The organism is Enterobacter cloacae complex sp. P38RS (assembly GCF_014930775.1).
In the GTDB taxonomy this organism is placed as follows: Bacteria; Pseudomonadota; Gammaproteobacteria; order Enterobacterales; family Enterobacteriaceae; genus Enterobacter; species Enterobacter bugandensis.
The window spans coordinates 18,167-40,403 of the sequence record NZ_JADBRS010000019.1 but is presented as its reverse complement, the minus strand read 5'-3'; the positions used below and the strand labels follow the sequence as shown (position 1 = coordinate 40,403).

Here is a 22,237-nt window from a genome sequence, read left to right as displayed (position 1 = left end):
GAATTAGCGTCAATGACGGAAAACATTCATAAACATCGCATTCTCATCCTGGACTTCGGTTCTCAGTACACTCAGCTGGTCGCGCGCCGCGTGCGTGAACTGGGCGTTTACTGTGAGCTGTGGGCGTGGGATGTCACGGAAGCACAGATTCGCGAATTCAATCCAAGCGGCATCATCCTGTCCGGCGGCCCGGAAAGCACCACCGAAGAGAACAGCCCGCGCGCGCCGCAGTACGTGTTCGAAGCGGGCGTGCCGGTATTCGGCGTCTGCTACGGCATGCAGACCATGGCGATGCAGCTGGGCGGCCATGTAGAAGGCTCTAACGAGCGTGAGTTCGGCTACGCGCAGGTTGAAGTTGTCACCGACAGCGCGCTGGTGCGCGGTATCGAAGACTCTCTGACCGCAGACGGCAAGCCGCTGCTGGACGTGTGGATGAGCCACGGCGACAAAGTCACCGCCATCCCGTCCGACTTCGTGACCGTTGCCAGCACCGAAAGCTGCCCGTTCGCCATCATGGCGAACGAAGAAAAACGCTTCTACGGCGTGCAGTTCCACCCGGAAGTGACCCACACCCGTCAGGGTATGCGCATGCTGGAGCGCTTCGTGCGTGACATCTGCCAGTGTGAAGCCCTGTGGACCCCGGCAAAAATCATCGACGACGCCGTTGAGCGTATCCGCCAGCAGGTTGGTGATGACAAAGTGATCCTCGGCCTCTCCGGCGGCGTGGACTCCTCCGTCACCGCGATGCTGCTGCACCGCGCCATCGGTAAAAACCTGACCTGCGTCTTCGTGGACAACGGTCTGCTGCGTCTGAACGAAGCGAAGCAAGTCATGGACATGTTCGGCGACCACTTCGGTCTGAACATCGTTCACGTGGAAGGCGAGCAGCGCTTCCTGGACGCGCTGAAAGGCGAGAACGATCCGGAAGCGAAACGTAAAATCATCGGTCGCGTCTTCGTGGAAGTATTCGACGAAGAAGCGCTGAAGCTGGAAGACGTGAAGTGGCTGGCGCAGGGTACCATCTACCCGGACGTGATCGAGTCTGCGGCCTCCGCAACCGGTAAAGCGCACGTCATCAAATCTCACCACAACGTGGGCGGCCTGCCGAAAGAGATGAAGATGGGTCTGGTTGAACCGCTGCGCGAGCTGTTCAAAGACGAAGTGCGTAAAATCGGTCTGGAACTGGGTCTGCCGTACGACATGCTCTACCGTCACCCGTTCCCGGGTCCAGGTCTGGGCGTGCGCGTGCTGGGCGAAGTGAAGAAAGAGTACTGCGACCTGCTGCGTCGCGCGGACGCGATCTTCATCGAGGAGCTGCACAAAGCTGACCTGTACAACAAAGTAAGCCAGGCGTTCACCGTGTTCCTGCCGGTTCGCTCCGTCGGGGTAATGGGCGATGGCCGTAAGTACGACTGGGTTGTTTCCCTGCGTGCGGTGGAAACCATCGACTTCATGACCGCGCACTGGGCGCACCTGCCGTATGACTTCTTAGGCCGCGTGTCTAACCGCATCATCAACGAAGTGAACGGTATTTCCCGCGTGGTGTATGACATCAGTGGTAAGCCACCGGCTACGATTGAGTGGGAATGATTTCCCTATGAATTAACACCCAAACCCTCTGCCTGCGCAGGGGGTTTTTTATTGCCTTATTTCCCTTCACCCAACCGATACGCCAGCGCCACCACCAGCGACTGCACCAGGCACAGCGTTGCCGACTGGGACCGGAACGCATCCACCTGCGCCTCTTTCACCACAAAGCAGAGATCGCTGAATGTTGCCAGCGGGCTTATCTGGCTGTCCGTAATCACGATCTGCCGGGCGCCGACGCTGGCGGCGGTTTCGCTGACCATCACCGTCTCTTCCGCGTACGGCGAGAAGCTGATCGACACCACGATGTCGCGCGCCTTAATGCGGCTGATTTGCTCGCGCAGCATCCCGCCCATGCCGTCGAGCAGGATAGGGCGGCACTCCAGGTGGCTCAGGGCGTAGGTAAGGTAGGCAGCGACGCTAAACGAGCGGCGCAGTCCGGCGATGTAGATAGTGTCGGCGTCGGCCAGCAGCTGTACCGCGCGCTCCAGCATTTCCGGCTCGGCGCGGGCGGCCAGCTGCTGCAGCGCCTGCGCGTTCGAGCGGGCGAACTCCTGCAGAATATCGAGCGGCGTTTCCGGCACGGCCTCGCTCTCCATTTCGCGGAACAGCCGCGCGCGGTCGCTGTAGCTGGCCGTCTCCTCCACCAGGTTCATGCGAAACAGCTGTTTCATTTCGTTGAAGCCAGTGAAGTCAAAGGCGTTAGCAAAGCGGATCAGCGTCGAAGGCGGCACGTCGGCGCGCTCGGCAATGACGGCAACCGTATCAAAGGCCACGCTGTTGGTGTTATCCAGCACGTAGCGGGAGACCTGCTGCAGCCTCTTGCTCAGGCTATCGTAGCGATCGCGGATTTGCTGCTGCAGTTCGTTCAGGCTGGTTGCTGTCGTCATGTTATCCCCCAAATACAGTCTGATGATTCTAAACGCAAAACCGCGTCTTTTAAATGTCGGCCATCCATCTGGCAGCAAAAATGAAACAGAAGCTTCAGTCATTTCCTCGCCCGAAATCCCTTAATAGCGCACGCAGCGTCAGTGTTGCTGGCTGTTAACATAAAAATCCATCCTTGATCACAATAATCATCATTTATTTTATTTCAACTTAAAATGGAATATTTGTTTCATATATAGTGTCCTGTACACAGCGTTCAGGTAACAGTCACGTATCAACAGCGAGAGGTTAAGGATGGAGACGGTAGCGAATTTTATTCACGGCGAATGTGTCACCGGTTCAGGCCAGCGCGTTCAGGCGATCTTCAACCCGGCCACCGGCGAGCAGATCCGCCAGGTGGTGATGAGTACGGCACAGGAAACGGAGCAGGCGATTGCCGCCGCGCAGCAGGCGTTTCCCGCGTGGGCGTGCCAGGCTCCGCTTAAGCGCGCGCGCGTGATGTTCCGCTTCAAGGCGCTGCTGGAAGAGAACATGACGCGCCTGGCCCGCATCATCAGCGAAGAGCACGGCAAGGTTTTCTCCGACGCGGTGGGCGAACTGACCCGCGGCCTGGAAGTGGTGGAATTTGCCTGCGGTATCCCGCATCTGCAAAAGGGTGAACACTCTGCGAACGTCGGTACCGGCGTCGACAGCCACTCGCTGATGCAGCCGCTCGGCGTCTGCGCCGGGATCACGCCGTTTAACTTCCCGGCGATGGTGCCGATGTGGATGTTCCCCATTGCGCTGGCGACCGGGAATACCTTCGTGCTGAAGCCGTCGGAAAAAGACCCTTCTCTCGCGCTCGCGCTCGCGCAGCTGCTAAAAGAGGCAGGCCTGCCGGACGGCGTCTTCAACGTGGTGCAGGGGGATAAAGAGTCCGTTGACGTGCTCCTGACCGACCCGCGCGTGCAGGCGGTGAGCTTTGTCGGCTCCACGCCGATTGCCGAATACATTTACCAGACCGCCTCCGCCCACGGTAAGCGCTGTCAGGCGCTGGGCGGTGCGAAAAACCACTGCATTTTAATGCCGGATGCCGACATGGAGATGGCGACCAACGCCATCATGGGCGCGGCCTACGGCGCGGCGGGGGAACGCTGCATGGCGCTCTCGGTGGTGCTGGCGGTGGGGGATAAAACCGCCGATGACCTCTGCACCCGGCTGGAAAAACAGATTGAAGCGCTACGCGTCGGGCCGGGGCTCGACCAGACACCGGAAAACGAAATGGGGCCGCTTATCTCCTCCGCGCACCGCAGCAAGGTGCTGGGCTATATCGACAGCGGGGAAGCGCAGGGGGCGAAACTGCGCGTGGACGGGCGCGGCTTCAGCGTGAAGGGCCACGAGCAGGGCTACTTCGTCGGGCCGACGCTGTTCGATAACGTCACACCAGAGATGACCATCTATAAAGAAGAGATTTTTGGCCCGGTGCTTTCTGTGGTGCGGGTAGCAGATTACGCCAGCGCGGTGGACCTCATTAACCGCCATGAATATGGTAATGGCTCGGCGATCTTCACCCGTGACGGCGGCTGCGCGCGCCGCTTCTGCGAAGAGGTGCAGGCGGGCATGGTGGGGGTCAACGTGCCGATCCCGGTGCCGATGGCATTCCACAGTTTCGGTGGCTGGAAGCGTTCCATCTTTGGCGCGCTCAACGTGCACGGCAACGACGGCGTGCGTTTCTACACCCGAATGAAAACCATCACCGCGCGCTGGCCGGAAATGCAGCAGGAGACAGGCGCTGCGTTCTCCATGCCGACGCTGGGCTGACAGGAGGCATTATGCAAACCGAACGTATGACCATGGCCCAGGCGCTGGTCCGGTTCCTGAATCAACAGTACGTCAGCGTTGACGGCAACGAAACGCCCTTCGTGGAGGGCGTGGCGACGATCTTTGGGCACGGCAACGTGCTGGGTATTGGCCAGGCGCTGGAGCAGGATCCCGGTCATCTGAAAATCATGCAGGGGTGCAACGAGCAGGGCATTGCCCACATGGCGACGGGATTCGCCAAACAGCACCGCCGCCAGCGCATTTTTGCCGTCACCTCCTCGGTCGGGCCGGGCGCCGCTAATATGGTAACGGCGGCGGCCACCGCCACGGCGAACCGCATCCCGCTTTTACTGCTGCCGGGCGATATCTACGCCAGCCGCCAGCCGGACCCGGTGCTGCAGCAGATCGAGCAGTATCACGATCTCAGCATCAGCACCAACGACTGCTTCCGTCCGGTTTCCCGCTACTGGGACCGCATCAACCGCCCCGAGCAGCTCATGAGCGCCATGCTAAGCGCGATGCGAACGCTTACTGACCCCGCAGATACCGGAGCGGTGACCCTCTGTCTGCCGCAGGACGTGCAAGGGGAAGCGTGGGACTACCCGCTAAGCTTCTTCGCGCGTCGGGTGCACCACATCGAACGCCGTCCGCCCGATCCGCAGCGACTGGCGCAGGCGCGGGCGCTGATCGCCCGCAAGCGCCGTCCGCTGGTGGTGTGCGGCGGCGGCGTGCGCTACTCCGGCGCGCATGAGGCGTTTCGCGAATTTGTCGAGACGCTGCAGCTGCCGTTTGCCGAAACGCAGGCCGGGAAGGGGGCGCTGGTAAGTGACCACCCACTTAACCTCGGCGGCGTAGGAGTGACGGGCGGAATGCCCGCCAACCAGCTCGCGCCACAGGCTGACTTAGTGATTGGCGTCGGCACGCGCCTGACCGACTTTACCACCGGCTCCAAGGCGCTCTTTTCCCATCAGGACGTCGAATTCCTGCTGCTGAACGTGGCCGAGTTTGACGCCCTGAAGCTGGACGCCACCGCGCTGATTGCCGATGCCCAAACCGGGCTCAAGGCCTTAACCCACGCGCTCGGCGAGTATCGCAGCGGCTGGGGAGAGGCGATCGCCCAGGCGAAATCCGCGTGGCGCGATGAGTGCCGCCGCTTGTGGGATCGCCAGTGGCATCCGGACGACGCGCCCGAAGTGGCGGGGCATCTGGACGCGCAGCTGGCGGAATACGGCGAGACGCTTAATACCCGCCTGACCCAGACGCGGGTGCTGGGGCTGATCAATCAGCATGTGGAAGATAACGCCATCGTGGTGGGCGCGGCCGGTTCGCTGCCGGGAGATTTACAGCGCCTCTGGCAGGTCAAAACGCCGGACAGCTATCACCTGGAGTACGGCTACTCCTGCATGGGCTACGAGATTGCGGCGGCCATCGGCGCGAAGCTCGCCCGACCCGGGCAGCCGGTTTACGCCATGGTGGGGGATGGCTCCTACATGATGCTGCACTCCGAGCTGCAAACCGCCGTACAGGAGGGCATTAAGGTCACCGTTCTGCTGTTTGATAACGCCAGCTTCGGCTGCATCAACAACCTGCAGATGGGGCACGGAATGGGCAGCTTTGGCACGGAAAATCGCCATCGCAACCCGGAAACCGGGCGGCTTGACGGGCCGCTGGTGAAAGTCGATTTTGCGCAAAACGCGGAAAGCTACGGCTGTCGCGCGTGGCGGGTGAATGACGAGCAGAGCCTGCTGGCGGCGCTTGAGGCGTCACGCGCCCATCCGGGCCCGACGCTGCTGGACATCAAGGTATTGCCGAAGACCATGACCCATGACTACGGCTCGTGGTGGCGAACCGGTGACGCGCAGGTGGCAGAGTCGTCTGCCGTGCGTGAGGCCGCGGAGCAAACGCAGGCGCAGGTGAAAAAAGCCCGTCAGTATTGAGTTTTACTGTCTTAACGAAATTTTCATTTCATTTTCCCCTCACCCTAACCCTCTCCCAAAAGTGGAGAGGGGATGGGGTGGTGCACGCTTTTCTCCCTCGCTCCTTTGGGGAGAGGGCCGGGGTGAGGGGTGAGCAGTACCTTCTTTCATGTTGTGAGATTGATAACAAAAATTATCTCATACATCTCAAAAGTGTTAACCCGCACTCAAAAACATAATTTTCACTATTTATAAAAATGAAATAAATGTTTTATTTATAGGGTCGTTAGTTCACAGCATTCACCAACACCGGGAGCCGTTATGTTTAACATTGCTTTACTGGGCGCTGGCCGAATTGGCCAGGTACATGCAGCTAACATCGCCAGCCACGGCGCGACCACGCTCTGGTCCGTGGTTGACCCGAATCAGGAATTTGCCACCCGTCTCGCCGCACAGTATCAGGTCCGCCAGCAGAGCGTGAATGAGGCGATGACCGACCCTAACGTTCACGCCGTGCTGATCGCCTCCGCCACCGACACCCACGCGGATCTGATTGAAATGGCCGCCCGCCACGGCAAGGCTATCTTCTGCGAAAAGCCGGTACACCTCGACCTCGCCCGCGTGCGCGACTGCCTGAAAGTGGTTAAAGAGTACGACGTGCCGCTGTTCATCGGCTTTAACCGCCGCTTTGACCCACAGTTCCGCCGCGTGAAAACCGATGCCCAGGCCGGGCGCATCGGCAAGCCGGAATCGTTGCTGATCATCTCCCGCGACCCGTCTCCGCCGCCCGCGGAGTACGTGCGCGTCTCCGGCGGCATGTTCCGCGATATGACCATTCACGACTTCGACATGGCCCGTTTCATCATGGGCGAAGAGCCGGTGTCGGTGTATGCCCAGGGCAGTAACCTGGTGGATCCGGCGATTGGCGAGGCGGGGGATATCGATACCGCGTTTATCGTTCTGAAATATGCCTCCGGCGCGATGGCGACCATCGTCAACAGCCGCCGCTCCTCTTACGGCTACGACCAGCGCCTGGAGCTGCACGGCTCCGAAGGGCTGCTGTGCGCCGGCAATATTCTGGAAAACCAGGTGCAGCACTACGGCAAACAGGGCTGCACCAGCGCGCTGCCGGAACACTTCTTCCTGCAGCGCTACAAATCCGCTTACGCCGCGGAATGGGAACACTTTGTTGCGGTCCTGCGCGGCGAAGCGGTGCCTGACTGCAGCGGCGATGATGGTGAACGTGCGCTGTACCTCGCGGATAAAGCGCTGGAGTCGCTGCGTAGCCAGCGCGAGATCGTCCTCTAAACACAACAACCCTACACAGAGAGACATAATAATGAAAAAACTGATCTTAGCCGCCCTCATCGCCATGACGTCCGGGGCCGCCCTCGCCGAAAACGAGCAGATTGTTTTCAGTACGCCAAACCTGGCCATGCCGTTTGAGGTTCACATGCAGCGTACGGCGGTGAAAGCCGCGAAAGAGATGGGCGTGAAGCTTCAGGTACTGGACGGGCAGGGCAGTTCACCGAAGCAGGTGGCTGACCTGGAAAACGCCATCACCCGCGGGGCGCAGGGCTTTATCGTCTCCCCGAACGACGTGAACGCGGTCTCCAGCGCGGTGGATGAAATTCAGGATGCGAAGCTGCCGGTGGTCACCCTAGACCGCTCCGTCGACAGCCAGAAGAAAGTGCCCCACTTTGGCGCCAACAACTACAAAGGCGGCCAGGCGATTGGCGACTTCGTCAAAACCAAATTCCCCGACGGGGCAGAGATCATCCTGCTCACCGGCCAGCCGGGTTCCTCTTCCAATATTGAACGCACCAAAGGGATCCGCGACAGCCTGAAGGCGGGCGGGGATAAGTACAAGATCGTCGCCGATCAGACCGGCAACTGGATGCGTTCTGAAGGGATGCGCATCGTCGAAAGCGTTCTGCCTTCGCTACCGAAACGCCCGCAGGTGATCCTCTCCGCCAACGACGATATGGCGCTGGGCGCGATTGAAGCCCTGCAGAGCCAGGGCGTGAAGCCGGGTGAAATCCTCGTGACTGGCTTTGATGCGGTACCGGAAGCGCTGGCCCGCGTGCGCGACGGCTGGCTGGCGGTAACGGCGGATCAGCGTCCGGGCTTTGCGGTGCAGACGGCGATGAGCCAGCTGGTGGCCAACGTGCGCGAGAAGAAAGCCATCACCGGGGCCGACTACCCGCCAACGCTTATCACCAAAGAGAACCTGCAGCAGGCTGAGCGTATCGGTGAGGCCGGTAACTGATATGTCCCGAGCCGCCTCTGGCGGCTCAACATGAGGAGGAGCAGACCGATGTCGCAACCCTTACTGAAAGTGACCGACCTGGCAAAAAGCTTTTCCGGCGTCTGGGCGCTAAGCAGCGCCCAGCTGACCGTCGGCGCGGGGGAGATCCACGCCCTGCTGGGGGAAAACGGAGCGGGAAAATCTACGCTGCTAAAGGCGCTTGCGGGCGCGCAGCCGCAAACCCGCGGGGATATCTGGTTCAACGGCGAAATGCTGCCGGTGGACGACTCCCCGGTGGAACGGCAGAACAAGGGCATTATCACCATCTATCAGGAATTCAACCTGCTGCCCAACATGACCGTCGCGGAAAACATGTTTCTCGGGCGCGAGCCGCGTAAACGGAACCTGATCGTCGACGAAAGGGCGGTAAACCAGGAGGCGCAGGTCATTCTCGATTACCTGCAGCTAAACGTTGCGCCGACCACGCCGGTCGCCCGTCTGAGCGTCGCCCAGCAGCAGATGGTGGAGATCGCCCGGGCGCTGACCCTCAACGCTCGCCTGATCATCATGGACGAACCTTCCGCCGCGCTGAGCGACAGCGAGGTGGAAAGCCTGCACCGCGTGGTGCGGGAGCTTAAAAACCGCGGCGTGAGCATTATTTACGTTACCCACCGCCTGCACGAAGTTTTCCAGCTCTGCGATCGCTTCACCGTATTTCAGGACGGCCGCTTCACCGGCACCGGCGCGGTGGCGGAGACCAACGTCGAACAGCTGATCCGCCTGATGGTCGGGCGCGACGTGGCCTTTAACCGTCGCCCCGCCAGCGAAACCCATCATCAAGACAAACCCGTCCGCCTGGCGGTGAAGGGGCTGAGCCGCGAAAAGCCGCCGCTGGATCCGCACGGCATCGCCCTGCACGACATCAGCTTCCACGTCCACGCCGGGGAAGTTCTGGGCATTGCCGGGCTGGTGGGCGCGGGACGCACCGAGGTGGCCCGCTGCCTGTTTGGCGCAGACGCCTTTACCTCCGGGAGCTTTGAGCTGGACGGCGTGCCGTACCAGCCGCGCGACCCGCTGTATGCCCTCGACCAGGGCGTGGCGCTGGTGCCCGAAGACCGTAAAAAAGAGGGGGCGGTGCTCGGGCTGTCGATTCGCGACAACCTGTCGCTCTCGTGTCTCTCCTCGCTGCTGCAGTGGCGCTGGTTCGTGAACACCCGCAAAGAGGACGATCTGATTGAGTCCTATCGCCAGGCCCTGCAGATCAAAATGGTCAACAGCGCGCAGGAGGTGCGCAAGCTCTCCGGCGGCAACCAGCAGAAGGTGATCCTCGCGCGCTGCATGGCGCTCAACCCGCGGGTGCTGATCGTCGATGAGCCGACGCGCGGCATCGACGTGGGGACCAAATCGGAAGTGCACCAGGTGCTGTTTGACATGGCGAAAAAGGGCGTGGCGGTGATCGTGATCTCCTCCGATCTGCCTGAAGTGATGGCGGTGTCTGACCGGATCATCACCCTCAGCGAAGGCCGGGTGACCGGCGAGATCCACGGTGACGACGCTAACGAAGAACGGCTGATGACGATGATGGCCATCAACCACAACGCCCTGAACGCGGCATAACGGAGTTTCTCATGACGCAGATGATTTCTAAAACGCAGGCCCCGGTCAAACGCGCCGGACGCATCGATCCCATCGCCTTCTTCGAGCGCTTCGGGGTGTTGATTTTCATGATCCTGCTGCTGATCTTCTTCCAGTCGCAGAACAGCAACTTTTTCTCTGAACGCAACATTTTCAACATCCTGACCGAGGTGTCCATCTACGGGATCATGGCCGTGGGGATGACCTTCGTCATTCTGACCGCCGGGATCGACCTCTCCGTGGGCTCCATTCTGGCGGTGTGCGCCATGACCGCGGCGTACGTCATTAAGGGCGACAACTTCACCACCGTCGACCCGAACGCCTGGGGTGGCATGAGCTGGCTGATCGGGCTGGGGATTTGTCTGGCGATGGGCACGGCGATTGGCTTCCTGCACGGTCTGGGCGTCACCCGCCTGCGCCTGCCGCCGTTTATCGTCACCCTCGGCGGGATGACCATCTGGCGCGGCCTGACGCTGGTGATCAACGACGGCGCGCCGATTGCCGGTTTTGATCCTGGCTACCGTTGGTGGGGGCGCGGGGAGTTGCTCGGCATCTCCATTCCGATCTGGATCTTCGCCATCGTCGCCATCGGCGGCTATCTGGCGCTGCATAAAACCCGCTGGGGCCGCTTCGTCTACGCCATCGGCGGCAACCCGGAGGCGGCGCGCCTGGCGGGGGTTAACGTCAAGCGCGTGCTCGTCAGCGTCTACGTGCTGATCGGCTGTCTGGCCGGGCTGGCGGGCTTCATCCTGAGCGCGCGTCTGGGGAGCGCCGAGGCGGTGGCCGGTATCTCCTTTGAGCTGCGCGTTATCGCCTCGGTGGTGATCGGCGGTACCTCGCTGATGGGCGGCTACGGGCGCATCGGCGGCACCATTATCGGCTCCATCATTATGGGCATTCTGATTAACGGCCTGGTGCTGATGAACGTCTCGGCTTACTACCAGCAGATTATCACCGGGTTAATTATCGTTCTGGCGGTGGCGTTTGATACCTACGCCAAGAGCCGTCGCGGCGCACTGTGAGGATCGTGATGAAAGAGGTTCGTATTGGATTGATTGGCACCGGGTATATCGGCAAGGCGCACGCTATCGCCTATGCCCAGGCCCCGACGGTGTTCAACCTGCGCGGCAGGCTGGTGCGCGAGATGGTGGCGGAAGTCACGCCGGAGCTGGCGGCAGAGCGCGCCCGGGCGTTTGGCTTTAACCGTTCAACGGGAGACTGGCGGGCGCTGGTGGCCGACCCGGCCATTGACGTGGTGGATATTTGCTCACCCAACCACCTGCATAAAGAGATGGCTCTGGAGGCGATCCGCCACGGCAAGCACGTCTACTCGGAGAAGCCTCTGGCGCTCAACGCCCATGATGCGCGCGAGATGGTCGACGCCGCGAAGCGGGCCGGGGTGAAAACGCTGGTGGGGTTCAACTACATGAAGAACCCGACGGCGCAGCTGGCGAAGGAGATTATCGCCCGCGGCGAGATTGGCGATGTGATCCACTTCTACGGCACCCACAACGAAGACTATATGGCCGACCCGCTGTCGCCCATCCACTGGCACTGCTTTAAAGAGACCGCCGGGCTGGGCGCGCTGGGCGACCTCGCGGCGCATATCGTCAATATGGCCCAGTACCTGGTGGGCGATATCGAGCAGGTCTGCGGCGATCTGAAGATCGTGGTCCCGGCGCGCCCGGCGAAGGCCGGATCGTCAGAGAAGATTGCGGTGGAAAACGAGGATCAGGCTCACGCTATGGTGCGCTTCGCGGGCGGGGCGCAGGGTGTTATTGAAACCTCCCGCGTCGCCTGCGGCCGCAAGATGGGGCTCTCGTACGTGATCACCGGGACGAAGGGCGCCATCAGCTTCACCCAGGAGCGCATGGCGGAGCTAAAGCTCTATCTGCATGACGATCCGGTGAACCGTCAGGGGTTCCGCACGCTGCTCGTCGGCCCGGCGCACCCGGACTACGCCGCGTTCTGCATGGGCGCAGGCCACGGAATTGGCTTTAACGATCAAAAAACGGTGGAGGTGCGCGACCTGGTGGACGGGATTGCCGCCGACGCGCCGATGTGGCCGGACTTCGAAGAGGGCTGGAAGGTGTCGCGCGTGCTGGACGCGATTGCGCTTTCGCACCGGGAAGGCCGCTGGCTGAACGTGAACGACATTGTCTGATGAGGTATCAACGTGGAAAAGCAGTTTGATGTGATATGCATGGGCCGCGTGGCGGTAGACCTCTATAGTCAGCAGATTGGTGCCCGCCTGGAGGACGTGTCGAGCTTCGCCAAATACCTTGGCGGATCCTCCGGCAACGTGGCGTACGGCACCGCGCGCCAGGGCCTGCGCTCGTCGATGCTGGCGCGCGTCGGCGATGAACATATGGGCCGCTTCCTGCGCGAAGAGCTCAACCAGGTAGGCTGCGATACCAGCCATCTGATTACCGATAAAAAGCGCCTCACGGCGCTGGTGCTACTCGGCATTAAAGACCGGGACACCTTTCCTCTGATTTTTTATCGCGATAACTGCGCGGATATGGCGATTACCGCCAGCGATGTGGATGAAAGCTACATTGCCTCCGCACGTTGTCTTGCCATCACCGGGACCCACCTTTCTCATCCGCAGACCCGCGAGGCGGTGTTGACGGCGCTGGGCTATGCCCGCCGTCACGGCGTGCGCACGGTGCTGGACATCGACTACCGTCCGGTGCTGTGGGGGCTCACCTCCTTAGGCGACGGCGAAACGCGCTTTATCGCCGCCGACCAGGTCACCCGCGAGCTGCAGGAGGTACTGCACCTCTTCGACGTCATTGTCGGCACCGAAGAGGAGTTCCACATTGCGGGCGGCAGCACGGATACGCTGCAGGCGCTGGGGCAGGTGCGCGACGTGAGTCACGCAACGCTGGTCTGCAAGCGCGGCGCGCTGGGCTGCTCGGTCTATACCGACGCCATTCCGTCCCGGCTGGACGACGGCCTGACGGTGACCGGCGTGCGCGTGGAGGTCCTGAACGTTCTCGGGGCGGGGGACGCGTTTATGTCCGGCCTGCTGCGCGGCTATCTGAACGACGAGGGCTGGGAGCAGGCGTGCCGCTACGCCAATGCCTGCGGCGCGCTGGTGGTCTCGCGCCACGGCTGCGCCCCGGCGATGCCGAGCAAAATCGAGCTGGATGACTATCTCTCCCGCGCTGCGGTTGTGCCGCGCCCGGATCTTGACCCGCGTCTTAACCATCTCCACCGGGTGACCACCCGCCGCCGCGAGTGGCCGGAGCTGTGCGTGATGGCCTTCGATCACCGCAGCCAGCTTGAGGATATGGCGATGCAGTGCGGTGCGTCGCTTAAGCGCATTCCGGCGCTGAAGCAGCTGATCCTGCAGGCCAGCCGAGAGGCGGCGAGCCGCGCCGGGCTGGAGGGCAAAGCCGGCCTGCTGTGCGACGGCACCTTTGGTCAGGACGCGCTGAACGCGATCACCGGAGAAGGGTGGTGGATTGGTCGCCCCATTGAGCTGCCGGGCTCCCGCCCGCTGGAGATGGAGCACGGCAATATCGGCACCCAGCTTATCAGCTGGCCGCAGGAGCACGTGGTGAAGTGCCTGGTCTTCTTCCACCCGGAAGATGCCCATGGCCTGCGCCTGGAGCAGGAGCAGAAAATCGCTGAGGTGTACCACGCCTGCTGCCGGTCCGGGCACGAGCTGCTGCTGGAGGTGATCCTGCCCGCCAGCATGCCGCGCAGCGACGAGCTCTACCTGCGCGCCATTTCCCGCTTCTACAACCTGGGCATTTACCCGGACTGGTGGAAGCTGCCACCGCTTTCCGCCGACGGCTGGACGGCGCTCGGCGAGATTATCGAACGCCGGGACCCGCACTGCCGCGGGGTGGTGATCCTCGGTCTGGACGCTCCGGCGGAACAGCTGCGCGCGGGCTTCAAGGCCGCAGCGGGGCAGCCGCTGGTTAAAGGCTTCGCCGTGGGGCGCACGCTGTTTGGCGACGCCTCCCGCGCGTGGCTGAAGCACGATATTGACGATGCGCAGCTGGTGGCGCGCATCCGGGACAACTATCTGCAGCTTATCGCCTGGTGGCGCGAGCGCGGACACGCATAATGGAGATAACAATGAGTGTGCAATTAGGCATTAACCCGCTGACGTGGACGAACGACGATCTGCCTTCCCTCGGCGCGGAAACCTCGCTGGAGACCTGCCTGAGCGAAGGGAAAGAGGCCGGTTTTGCTGGCTTTGAGCTGGGCAACAAATTCCCGCGTGAAGCGCGCCTGCTTGGCCCGATTTTGCAGCGCCACGACCTGCAGCTGGTCTCCGGCTGGTACTCCGGCCGCCTGCTGGAGCGCAGCGTGGAGGAGGAGATCGCCGCCGTGCAGCCGCACCTGACGCTGCTGCGCGAGCTGGGGGCGAAGGTGCTGGTCTTTGCGGAAGTGAGCGGCTGCATTCACGGCGAGCAGCAGACCCCGGTGCATCTGCGTCCGCGCTTCCCTCAGGCGCGCTGGAAGGAGTACGGCGAGAAGCTCACCGAATTTGCCCGCTACACGCAGCAGCAGGGAGTCCAGATTGCTTACCATCATCATATGGGCACGGTGATTGAGTCCGCCGACGACGTGGACAACCTGATGACCCACACCGGAGAGGCGGTGGGACTGCTGCTGGACACCGGTCACCTGACCTTTGCCGGGGTCGATCCGCTGGCGGTGGCGCAGCGCTGGGCGTCGCGCATCAACCACGTTCACTGCAAAGACGTGCGCGCCGACGTGCTGGCGGACGTGAAAAACCGCAAAACCAGCTTCCTGGATGCGGTGCTGAGCGGCGTGTTTACCGTGCCGGGCGACGGCTGCGTCGATTACCCGCCGATCATGAGTCTGCTGAAGGCGCAGGACTATCGCGGCTGGCTGGTGGTGGAGGCCGAGCAGGATCCGGCGATTGCCCATCCGCTGACCTACGCTCGTCTGGGGTATAACAACCTGAGCCGCCTGGCGCGCGACGCCGGGCTTATTTGAGGAGGTGACATGTCACGTCTGTTATCACGCTGGCAGCAGCCGAACGCGGAGGGGCGCACTCAGTCCGTCACCCCGGAACGCGCAGGGTGGGGGTACGTCGGGTTTGAGGCGTATGAGCTGCAGGAGGGGCAGACGCTGACGCTGCCCGCCGTCAGGGAAGAACGCTGCCTGGTGCTGGTCGCCGGGCGCGCCTCTATCACCACTCCTTCCGCGCAGTTTAACGATATCGGCGAGCGGATGAGCCCCTTCGAGCGCATCAAACCGTGGGCGGTATACGTCACCCCGCAGGAGACGGTGCAGGTGAAGGCGCTGACGGCGCTGGAGTTGGCGGTCTGCGCCGCGCCGGGCAAGGGCTCGTACCCGACGCGGCTGATTGCCCCGCAGGATATCGACGCTGAAGCGCGCGGCAAGGGGCACAACCAGCGCTACGTGCACAACATTCTGCCGGAAGACAAGCCCGCCGACAGCCTGCTGGTGGTGGAGGTCTGGACTAACGAGGGCTGTACCAGCTCGTACCCGAGCCACAAGCATGACACGGATAACCCGCCGCAGGAGACCTACCTGGAGGAGACCTACTACCATCGCCTCAACCCGGAGCAGGGGTTCTGCATGCAGCGCGTCTACACCGACGACAGAACGCTGGATGAATGTATGGCGGTCTACAACCGTGACGTGGTGATGGTGCCGAAGGGGTATCATCCGGTGGCGACGATGGCCGGGTATGACAGCTACTACCTCAACGTGATGGCCGGCCCGGTGCGCAAATGGATGTTCACTTGGGAAGAGGACCACGCGTGGATTAATCGCGATTATCCCGCAGAGAGGGGGGGCTGAGACGGCCTTTCTTGTCGGGTGGCGCTGCGCTTACCCGGCCTACGAAATCGTAGGTTCGTGCAAGCGTAGCGCCGCCGGGCGAATTGTCCTCAGTGCGTCCGCCTCGCCTGCTCAATCGTCCGGGCGATGGCCTCCGGCTGACTCACCATCGCCACGTGGCTCGCGGCCACCTCGGTGGTTTTCGCATGTATCGCCTTCGCCATCGCACGTTCCAGGTCGGGGTTGATCATCCGGTCATGCTTGCTGACCACAAACCAGCTCGGTTTATCATGCCACGCCGCGTGAGTCACCTTTTCACCAAACGCATCGGCTTTAATCGGCCCCTGCGTGGCCGCGATAGCGTTTTGTTCACCCGGCTTCACGTCAGGCGCGAAGTCCTTCCTGACGGCTTCTGTCGGCAGGTATAAATAGCCGTCCGCCGTTTTGGCGATGCCCGCGCTACCCGGCGGCGGAGGGAAGCTACCTGCCAGATCCGCCGTCGACTGGCCGGAATCCGGCGCGAACGCCGCCACATAGACCAGCGATTTTACCCGTGCATCGTTGCCCGCCTCGCTAATCACGGTGCCGCCCCAGGAGTGGCCTACCAGCACCACGTCGCCGTGCGTCCGGGCGATGGCCCGTTTTGTGGCGGCAACATCATCCTTAAGCGAGGTGAGCGGGAGCTGGACGGCAATGACCTCTGCGTGCTGTTTCTGCAGAAGGGTTATCACCTTATTCCAGCTGCTGCCGTCGGCAAACGCGCCGTGCACCAGCACGACGCTGGTTTTATTTTCCGCGAAGGCGCTGGCAGAAAGCGCCAGCAGGCCCGCTGTCAGTACAGACAGTGCTTTCATGTTCAGACTCCTTAAAAATGGTGGATCGCCGCGTGGGGCGGGACGGTGAATTCAATGGTTTTGTGGTCGAGCGGCTTGTGCGTCGGGTCAGCCAGGATGATCGTTACCTTGTGCTTGCCGGCGGGCAGCCCCACCAGGATCACCGGCTCGCCGCTGGCGTCAGCCCAGTGCCACGGCGCGCCGTCCACCACCACGTGAATGTGCCCGATGCGCGGGGTCACCTTGAGCGCCTCGGGGCCGAATACCGGCTCGATGCGCAGGTTTTCGGCCCGGTACTGAATAAACACCGCGCCTTTGCTCAGCGGCCCGGCAAGCGGCGGATCGACGATCAGCCTGGCGGGCGGCTGCGGGTGTTCCAGCGGCGCAACGGCGGCGGGGCCGTTAACGTCCGCGGCGCTCAGGTTGTCCAGCGGCGTGGCCTGGGCATGTGTTACAGAGGCCAGGACGAGCAGGGGTAAAATTGCGTAACGACGAATCATGGTTCTCTCCTCATCAGTTCTGAATGACAACAGGGAAAGAAAACCATTTTTATGTATCGGAGATATTTGCCGGAGGGGGCGTTTTGTACCCGTTTGTCAGCGCGTTGCGCGGGATACAGTGCGATACAGTTTGCCTACCGGGACGGCGCACGATCCCTATCGCCAGCCCGGCAATCACCAGCGTTAACCCCGTCGACACTCCCATTGCACCCGCGATCCCCAGCGTTTTATTCAGCCACGCATAGGCAAACGGTGCGGCTGCAGCCATCAGCTGGCCCGGGATAAGCAGCATGCCCGTGCGGCGGGCATAGCTTTCCGTGCTAAACAGCTCCAGTGGCAGCGTGGCTTTTACTATGGTGACCAGCCCGTTGATGGCGCCGTAGCCCAGCACAAACCCGGCCGCGCACCAGACAAACAGGGTGCTGCTTATTCCCACAAGAAAACACAGCGGCATGGCAAGAGCGGTAAAAAGCGTAAGTTTGAAGGGGGTTAAGCGGCCACCTGCCAGCACCTCCAGCCTGGCCGATCCCCCACAGCATGCCGATGGCGACCGGCAGGCCAAAGTGGGCAATAAACTCCGGCAGATGGGTGGAGGTGCCGTTAGAGACAAAGGTGATAAGGGCGATGAAGGCCGCATAAAGCCAGGCGTTACGCCGCTCGTTGCGCAGGGGCGGCGCGATGGCCTTTGTGTTTTCCGTCAGCCGCTGCCGGGGAAGCGTGCGGATCAGCACTGCGCTCAGCAGGCCAAGCAGGGCATAAATGCGTAACGCGTCCTGCCAGCTCATGATGTGAAGCAGGCCATCGCCCAGCGGCCAGAAGACGGCAGACGCCAGCCCGCCCATCAGCGTAATACGTGAGATCGTCCCGCGTGCCTGCTGACCATATAGATTAACCAGCGCGGCGAACAGTGCGTCATACAGCGACAGACGCATCCCGATGCCGCACAGTAGCCAGGCGCCGTACCAGCCAGACAGCGTCCGGGTATACGCCATACCGGCGCAGCTTGCGGCAATCAGCAGCGTTCCGCCCATTACCACTTTCTGTCCGCCAAAGCGTGCCAGCAGACGGGCGACGAAAGGGGAGACCGCGGCCATCACCAGCATCGCCAGCGTCAGGCCGAGGTAAATCTGCGGCGCTGACCATCCCCGGTCGGCTGAAATGGTCCGCGCAAAGGTGCCGGGCAGATAAAACGAGATCCCCCAGTTGATAAGCTGATTACATCCGGCAGTAAGGGCAAGGCGACGAGGCAGGGCAGGTGTTTCCATTGTTTTTCATTCCGTTATGCAGTTGTCCTGAGCATAGCGAGCGCGGTATTGTGCTGGCAGGCCTGCAACCTTATGCGCTGTATAAGAGAAACTTTGAATGACGACGCTTAACCTTGGCTATCTCGCGACGTTCCGTCTGGTGATCCAGCGCGGCAGCTTTTCGGCGGCGGCGGATCTGCTGGGCATTTCCCAGCCTGCCGTTAGTCTGCAAATACGTCAGCTGGAGCAGTTTCTGCAAACGCGGCTGGTAGAGCGTACCGGGCGGGGCATTAAGGCCACGGCGGCAGGAGAGTCACTGCTGGTGCACGGAGAGCGCATTCAGCAGGTTGTGGACGAAACCCTGCGGTCCGTGAGCGCGTTCAGCCACGATGTCAGCGGGACCATTACTCTTGGTACGGGGGCGACGGCCTGTATCCATCTTCTGCCGCCCCTGCTGGAGCAGCTGCGCCGCGACTATCCGCTCCTGCGGGTGGGCGTAACAACGGGCAACACCCTCGACATCGTCAGGGCCATCGAAGAGAACCGTCTCGATATGGGGCTGGTGACGCTGCCGGTCAGCGGCAGAGCGCTGGACGTTATGCCGATGATGGACGAGGAGTTTGTTTTTATCGCGTCGCGGGAACAGCAGGATGCTTTCAGGGAGTTAACCCCGGAGGCGCTCCATGCCCAGCCGCTGATCGCCTTTGAGTCTGGCAGCGGTACCCGGGCCCTCATTGATGGCTGGTTTGCGGCCAATGGGTTAGCGATCGCGCCGGTGATGCAGCTTGGCAGCATTGAGGCGATTAAGCGCATGGTTCGGGTGGGGCTCGGCTACAGTATCGTTCCGCGAATGGCGGTTGAGCATGATGCTGACCGTGAAGGGCTCTGCGTCATGTCGCTCACGCCCGTGCTGCAGCGCCAGCTCGCCATCGTGATACGGCAGGACAAGATCCTCAGCAAAGGGATCGCGGGGATTATTCGGCTGGTACAAAACCCTCCGCAGGGCTAGCGGTCAGCGGCGTCGACGTTCAGGCTGGACTGCTGCGACTGGATTTTGTCCTGATGGTGATACCAGGCGCCGATGGAAGAGTAAACGAAGCGGCCAAAGAAAAACAGAAAGCTGATGAGCAGTATAATGCGGGTCATCCGGGTGTTAAAACGGTGTCGTTTGCGCATACGCGTGGCCTGACTCACTCTTCTTTTTCCTGGGCATGCCCTTCTGGGCGACGGGGATATTAAGGCACAGCGGAAAGAGAGGGTCAATTCCGTCATGTGTAAATAACCGTCAACGTTTACATTAATTATTGTTATTGAAATTAATATTTGCATTTACCATATTGATAATATGAAGAAAATTATTTCAAAAAAACGCTGTGCAAAGCTTATTTGCGTAAAATAGTTTGATTTATGTCAACGGATTCCCGGCCCTGATATTTAAAATCCCTCCTCCATACCGTTCGCCCCGCACGTCGCCGGGCGGCGCCAGGTCAGGTTGGATGCCTGTCATTATTTTCCTTCTGGAGAAAAAGGGGTTTAACCGGGCATCTATGAACATTTTTGCTTTCCTGAAAAAGAATCAACACCGCTGGTGGGTATTGCCGCTTATTTTACCGGTGGTTTTACTTCCCGTACTGAGCGTGGCGAATACGTTCACGCACCTGGGCGACGGGATAGCGGCACTTTATTATTTACCGCTCTCGTTTTTGCTTTCGCTGATGATGTTTTTTGGTCTGGAAGCCCTTCCCGGGATCGTGTTGTCGCTGTTTATCCGCTATTACCCGTCGGTCGGGATGTTTGAAACCGTCGCCGGCGTGCTCCATTTTATTGTCCCTATAGTGCTTAGCTGGGGCGGCTACCGGGTGTTTGCGCCCAGACGCAATATGACGGCGTACGGCGACGTACGGCTAATGGCGCAGCGCATCTTCTGGCAGGCCTTCTGCCCCGCGACGCTGTTTCTGCTGTTGTTCCAGTTTGCGGTGTATTTGGGCGTGTATGAGAGTCGCCACAGCCTGGCAGGGCTTAACCCCCTCAACATTCGCACGCTGATCAACTATCAGGCCTTGCTGGTCAGCGGTCTGACGGGCGTGCCGTTAAGTTATCTGCTGATCCGCCTGATTCGTCATCCGCGCTATCTCAAAAGCCTCATCTCGCAGATCCGTACCCAGATAGACAAAAAGGTGACCCGCGCTGAGTTTCTGATTTGGGCCATTGCGCTTGCCGGGCTGCTTTCGCTCCTGCTGCTGCCGATGAATGAAAACAGTTCGATTTTCACCACTAACTACACCCTGTCGCTGCTGATGCCGGTGATGCTCTGGGGAGCGATGCGCTTTGGCTATAAGCTGATTTCGCTTATCTGGATCCCGATACTGCTGGTGTCTATTCACTATTTTTACCGCTATATCCCCGTGAACCAGGGGTACGACATTCAGCTGGCAATCACCTCTTCCAGCTATCTGGTCTTCTCGTTTGTGGTGATTTACATGTCGATGCTGGCGACCCGGCAGCGGGCGGTGAACAAACGCTCCCGCAGGCTGGCGCTGCTCGACCCGGTTCTGCATATGCCTAACCTGCGGGCGCTTTCGCGAGATCTGGCAAAAAACCCGTGGTCGGCGCTCTGTTTACTCCGCGTTCCGGAGCTTGAAATTCTGGGCCGTAACTATGGCGTGTTACTGCGCATTCAGTACAAACAGCAGCTGGCGCAATGGGTTAACGGCACGCTCCAGCCCAATGAGCAGGTCTATCACCTGACGGGCTGTGACATGGCGGTTCGCCTAAATGCCGAATCGCACCAGCAGCGGATTGAAACCCTGGACGAGCACATCAAGCAGTTCCGCTTTGTCTGGGACGGCATGCCGCTGCAGCCGCAGGTGGGGGTGAGCTACTGCTATGTGCGTTCGCCGGTTAACCACCTCTATCTGGTGCTGGGTGAGCTGGGGGTGGTGGCCGATCTGTCGCTCTCCTCTAACCACCCGGAAAATCTTCAGCAGCGCGGCGCCGTCCATCTGCAGCGCAGCCTGAAGGATAAAGTCGCGGTGATGAGTCGCCTGCAGCGTGCGCTGGATAACAACGCATTCACGCTGCTCGTTCAGCCCGTACGCGGCCTGCGTGGCGATAGGTATCATGAGGTCTTGCTGCGGATGACTGATGCAAACGGGCTGTTGATCTCCCCTGAACAATTCCTGCCGATAGCCCAGGAGTTTGGCCTCTCTTCGCGGGTGGATTTGTGGGTGCTGGAGCATACGCTGCGCTTCCTCGCCGCGCATCGCGAAAGGCTACCCGGCCAGCGCTTTGCCATTAATCTGGCCCCTTCAACGGTGTGTCGGGTGCAGTTCCCGCTTGAGGTGAGTCGCCTGCTGGCGAAATATGCCATTGAGCCGTGGCAGCTGATCTTTGAAGTGACGGAGTGCAGCACCTTCTGCAACGCGGAGCAGGGGCTCCATATTCTGCGGCAGCTGCAGAAAATGGGGGTACGCATTGCGATCGATGATTTTGGTACCGGCTATGCGAGCTATGCGCGGCTGAAAAGCGTGGATGCAGACATTCTCAAAATCGACGGCGATTTCATCCGCAATATCGTCAACAACAGTCTGGATTACCAGATTGTGGCCTCTATCTGTCATCTGGCGCGCATGAAGAAGATGCTGGTGGTGGCGGAATATGTCGAGACCGAAGAGATACGTAGCGCGGTGCACGCGCTAGGCATTGATTATGTGCAGGGCTATCTGATTGGCAGACCGGCACCGCTTGAGTCACTGCTGGAAGCAGAGGCGTCCACGGCGGACGCCTGAGC

Annotated in this window: 17 protein-coding genes and 1 pseudogene; 13 read left to right on the top strand and 5 right to left on the bottom strand. The window is 60.9% G+C overall.

The window, feature by feature from the left end; translation table 11 throughout:
• The first annotated feature begins 12 nt into the window (after positions 1–12).
• Positions 13–1,590, top strand: a complete 1,578-nt coding sequence (gene guaA / locus IM303_RS19335; protein ID WP_003860599.1) for a glutamine-hydrolyzing GMP synthase — start codon at positions 13–15, stop codon at positions 1,588–1,590.
• Between the two features lie 56 nt (positions 1,591–1,646).
• Here guaA and IM303_RS19330 read toward each other — a convergent pair whose 3' ends face one another.
• Positions 1,647–2,477 (bottom strand): MurR/RpiR family transcriptional regulator, encoded by an 831-nt coding sequence (locus tag IM303_RS19330; protein ID WP_008502123.1) that lies wholly within the window; start codon positions 2,475–2,477, stop codon positions 1,647–1,649.
• Positions 2,478–2,769: 292 nt separating this feature from the next.
• Between IM303_RS19330 and IM303_RS19325 the strand changes: the two genes are divergently transcribed.
• The 10 genes from IM303_RS19325 to iolB all read left to right on the top strand — a co-directional run bounded on the left by IM303_RS19325 (position 2,770) and on the right by iolB (position 15,891).
• The gene (locus IM303_RS19325; RefSeq protein WP_193360178.1) at positions 2,770–4,275 is read left to right on the top strand and encodes a CoA-acylating methylmalonate-semialdehyde dehydrogenase; all 1,506 of its coding nucleotides are present in this window, start codon (positions 2,770–2,772) and stop codon (positions 4,273–4,275) included.
• Positions 4,276–4,286: 11 nt separating this feature from the next.
• Positions 4,287–6,212 carry a 3D-(3,5/4)-trihydroxycyclohexane-1,2-dione acylhydrolase (decyclizing) gene (gene iolD, locus IM303_RS19320; RefSeq protein WP_193360177.1) on the top strand — a complete coding sequence of 642 codons (1,926 nt, stop codon included), beginning with the start codon at positions 4,287–4,289 and terminating at the stop codon, positions 6,210–6,212.
• A gap of 300 nt (positions 6,213–6,512) precedes the next feature.
• Positions 6,513–7,499 (top strand): inositol 2-dehydrogenase, encoded by a 987-nt coding sequence (gene iolG / locus IM303_RS19315; RefSeq protein ID WP_028014047.1) that lies wholly within the window; start codon positions 6,513–6,515, stop codon positions 7,497–7,499.
• 31 nt (positions 7,500–7,530) lie between these two features.
• The gene (locus IM303_RS19310) at positions 7,531–8,460 is read left to right on the top strand and encodes a sugar ABC transporter substrate-binding protein (protein ID WP_041908742.1); all 930 of its coding nucleotides are present in this window, start codon (positions 7,531–7,533) and stop codon (positions 8,458–8,460) included.
• Positions 8,461–8,508: 48 nt separating this feature from the next.
• Entirely contained in the window at positions 8,509–10,056 is a 1,548-nt protein-coding gene (locus IM303_RS19305; protein ID WP_028014046.1) for a sugar ABC transporter ATP-binding protein, read from the top strand.
• 11 nt (positions 10,057–10,067) lie between these two features.
• Positions 10,068–11,096, top strand: a complete 1,029-nt coding sequence (locus IM303_RS19300) for an ABC transporter permease (protein ID WP_010433895.1) — start codon at positions 10,068–10,070, stop codon at positions 11,094–11,096.
• A gap of 8 nt (positions 11,097–11,104) precedes the next feature.
• Positions 11,105–12,238 carry a Gfo/Idh/MocA family protein gene (locus IM303_RS19295; RefSeq protein WP_048999674.1) on the top strand — a complete coding sequence of 378 codons (1,134 nt, stop codon included), beginning with the start codon at positions 11,105–11,107 and terminating at the stop codon, positions 12,236–12,238.
• A 12-nt stretch (positions 12,239–12,250) separates the two neighbouring features.
• Positions 12,251–14,155 (top strand): 5-dehydro-2-deoxygluconokinase, encoded by a 1,905-nt coding sequence (gene iolC / locus IM303_RS19290; RefSeq protein ID WP_048999675.1) that lies wholly within the window; start codon positions 12,251–12,253, stop codon positions 14,153–14,155.
• 11 nt (positions 14,156–14,166) lie between these two features.
• The gene (gene iolE / locus IM303_RS19285; protein WP_193360176.1) at positions 14,167–15,057 is read left to right on the top strand and encodes a myo-inosose-2 dehydratase; all 891 of its coding nucleotides are present in this window, start codon (positions 14,167–14,169) and stop codon (positions 15,055–15,057) included.
• Between the two features lie 9 nt (positions 15,058–15,066).
• Positions 15,067–15,891 (top strand): 5-deoxy-glucuronate isomerase, encoded by an 825-nt coding sequence (gene iolB, locus IM303_RS19280; protein WP_048959922.1) that lies wholly within the window; start codon positions 15,067–15,069, stop codon positions 15,889–15,891.
• A gap of 89 nt (positions 15,892–15,980) precedes the next feature.
• Here iolB and IM303_RS19275 read toward each other — a convergent pair whose 3' ends face one another.
• The 3 genes and pseudogenes from IM303_RS19275 to IM303_RS19265 all read right to left on the bottom strand — a co-directional run bounded on the left by IM303_RS19275 (position 15,981) and on the right by IM303_RS19265 (position 18,468).
• On the bottom strand, positions 15,981–16,724 hold the full coding sequence (locus tag IM303_RS19275) for an alpha/beta fold hydrolase (RefSeq protein WP_193360175.1): 744 nt from the start codon (positions 16,722–16,724) through the stop codon (positions 15,981–15,983).
• An 11-nt stretch (positions 16,725–16,735) separates the two neighbouring features.
• Positions 16,736–17,203: a DUF6130 family protein gene (locus IM303_RS19270; protein WP_048999681.1), complete on the bottom strand. Its 468-nt coding sequence runs from the start codon at positions 17,201–17,203 to the stop codon at positions 16,736–16,738.
• 49 nt (positions 17,204–17,252) lie between these two features.
• Positions 17,253–18,468: pseudogene (locus IM303_RS19265) on the bottom strand (MFS transporter).
• A 97-nt stretch (positions 18,469–18,565) separates the two neighbouring features.
• On the opposite strand from IM303_RS19265, the gene IM303_RS19260 reads away from it, so the two are divergent.
• Entirely contained in the window at positions 18,566–19,456 is an 891-nt protein-coding gene (locus IM303_RS19260; RefSeq protein WP_193360174.1) for a LysR family transcriptional regulator, read from the top strand.
• Here the strand turns inward: IM303_RS19260 and IM303_RS19255 are convergent.
• Entirely contained in the window at positions 19,453–19,623 is a 171-nt protein-coding gene (locus tag IM303_RS19255; protein WP_023337595.1) for a YfgG family protein, read from the bottom strand. The two genes, IM303_RS19260 and IM303_RS19255, sit on opposite strands and share 4 nt — an antisense overlap.
• A 371-nt stretch (positions 19,624–19,994) precedes the next feature.
• Here IM303_RS19255 and IM303_RS19250 point away from each other — a divergent pair, with 371 nt between their 5' ends.
• Positions 19,995–22,235, top strand: a complete 2,241-nt coding sequence (locus IM303_RS19250) for an EAL domain-containing protein (protein WP_048999686.1) — start codon at positions 19,995–19,997, stop codon at positions 22,233–22,235.
• Positions 22,236–22,237 lie beyond the last annotated feature (2 nt).

Coding starts and splice junctions, on each gene's coding strand:
- IM303_RS19295 (WP_048999674.1), top strand. CDS start 11,105: ATGAAAGAGGTTCGTATTGGATTGATTGGCACCGGGTATATCGGCAAG.
- IM303_RS19275 (WP_193360175.1), bottom strand. CDS start 16,724: ATGAAAGCACTGTCTGTACTGACAGCGGGCCTGCTGGCGCTTTCTGCC.
- IM303_RS19250 (WP_048999686.1), top strand. CDS start 19,995: ATGAACATTTTTGCTTTCCTGAAAAAGAATCAACACCGCTGGTGGGTA.
- IM303_RS19270 (WP_048999681.1), bottom strand. CDS start 17,203: ATGATTCGTCGTTACGCAATTTTACCCCTGCTCGTCCTGGCCTCTGTA.
- iolB (WP_048959922.1), top strand. CDS start 15,067: ATGTCACGTCTGTTATCACGCTGGCAGCAGCCGAACGCGGAGGGGCGC.
- guaA (WP_003860599.1), top strand. CDS start 13: ATGACGGAAAACATTCATAAACATCGCATTCTCATCCTGGACTTCGGT.
- IM303_RS19305 (WP_028014046.1), top strand. CDS start 8,509: ATGTCGCAACCCTTACTGAAAGTGACCGACCTGGCAAAAAGCTTTTCC.
- IM303_RS19325 (WP_193360178.1), top strand. CDS start 2,770: ATGGAGACGGTAGCGAATTTTATTCACGGCGAATGTGTCACCGGTTCA.
- IM303_RS19255 (WP_023337595.1), bottom strand. CDS start 19,623: ATGCGCAAACGACACCGTTTTAACACCCGGATGACCCGCATTATACTG.
- IM303_RS19330 (WP_008502123.1), bottom strand. CDS start 2,477: ATGACGACAGCAACCAGCCTGAACGAACTGCAGCAGCAAATCCGCGAT.
- IM303_RS19260 (WP_193360174.1), top strand. CDS start 18,566: ATGACGACGCTTAACCTTGGCTATCTCGCGACGTTCCGTCTGGTGATC.
- IM303_RS19300 (WP_010433895.1), top strand. CDS start 10,068: ATGACGCAGATGATTTCTAAAACGCAGGCCCCGGTCAAACGCGCCGGA.
- iolD (WP_193360177.1), top strand. CDS start 4,287: ATGCAAACCGAACGTATGACCATGGCCCAGGCGCTGGTCCGGTTCCTG.
- IM303_RS19310 (WP_041908742.1), top strand. CDS start 7,531: ATGAAAAAACTGATCTTAGCCGCCCTCATCGCCATGACGTCCGGGGCC.
- iolE (WP_193360176.1), top strand. CDS start 14,167: ATGAGTGTGCAATTAGGCATTAACCCGCTGACGTGGACGAACGACGAT.
- iolG (WP_028014047.1), top strand. CDS start 6,513: ATGTTTAACATTGCTTTACTGGGCGCTGGCCGAATTGGCCAGGTACAT.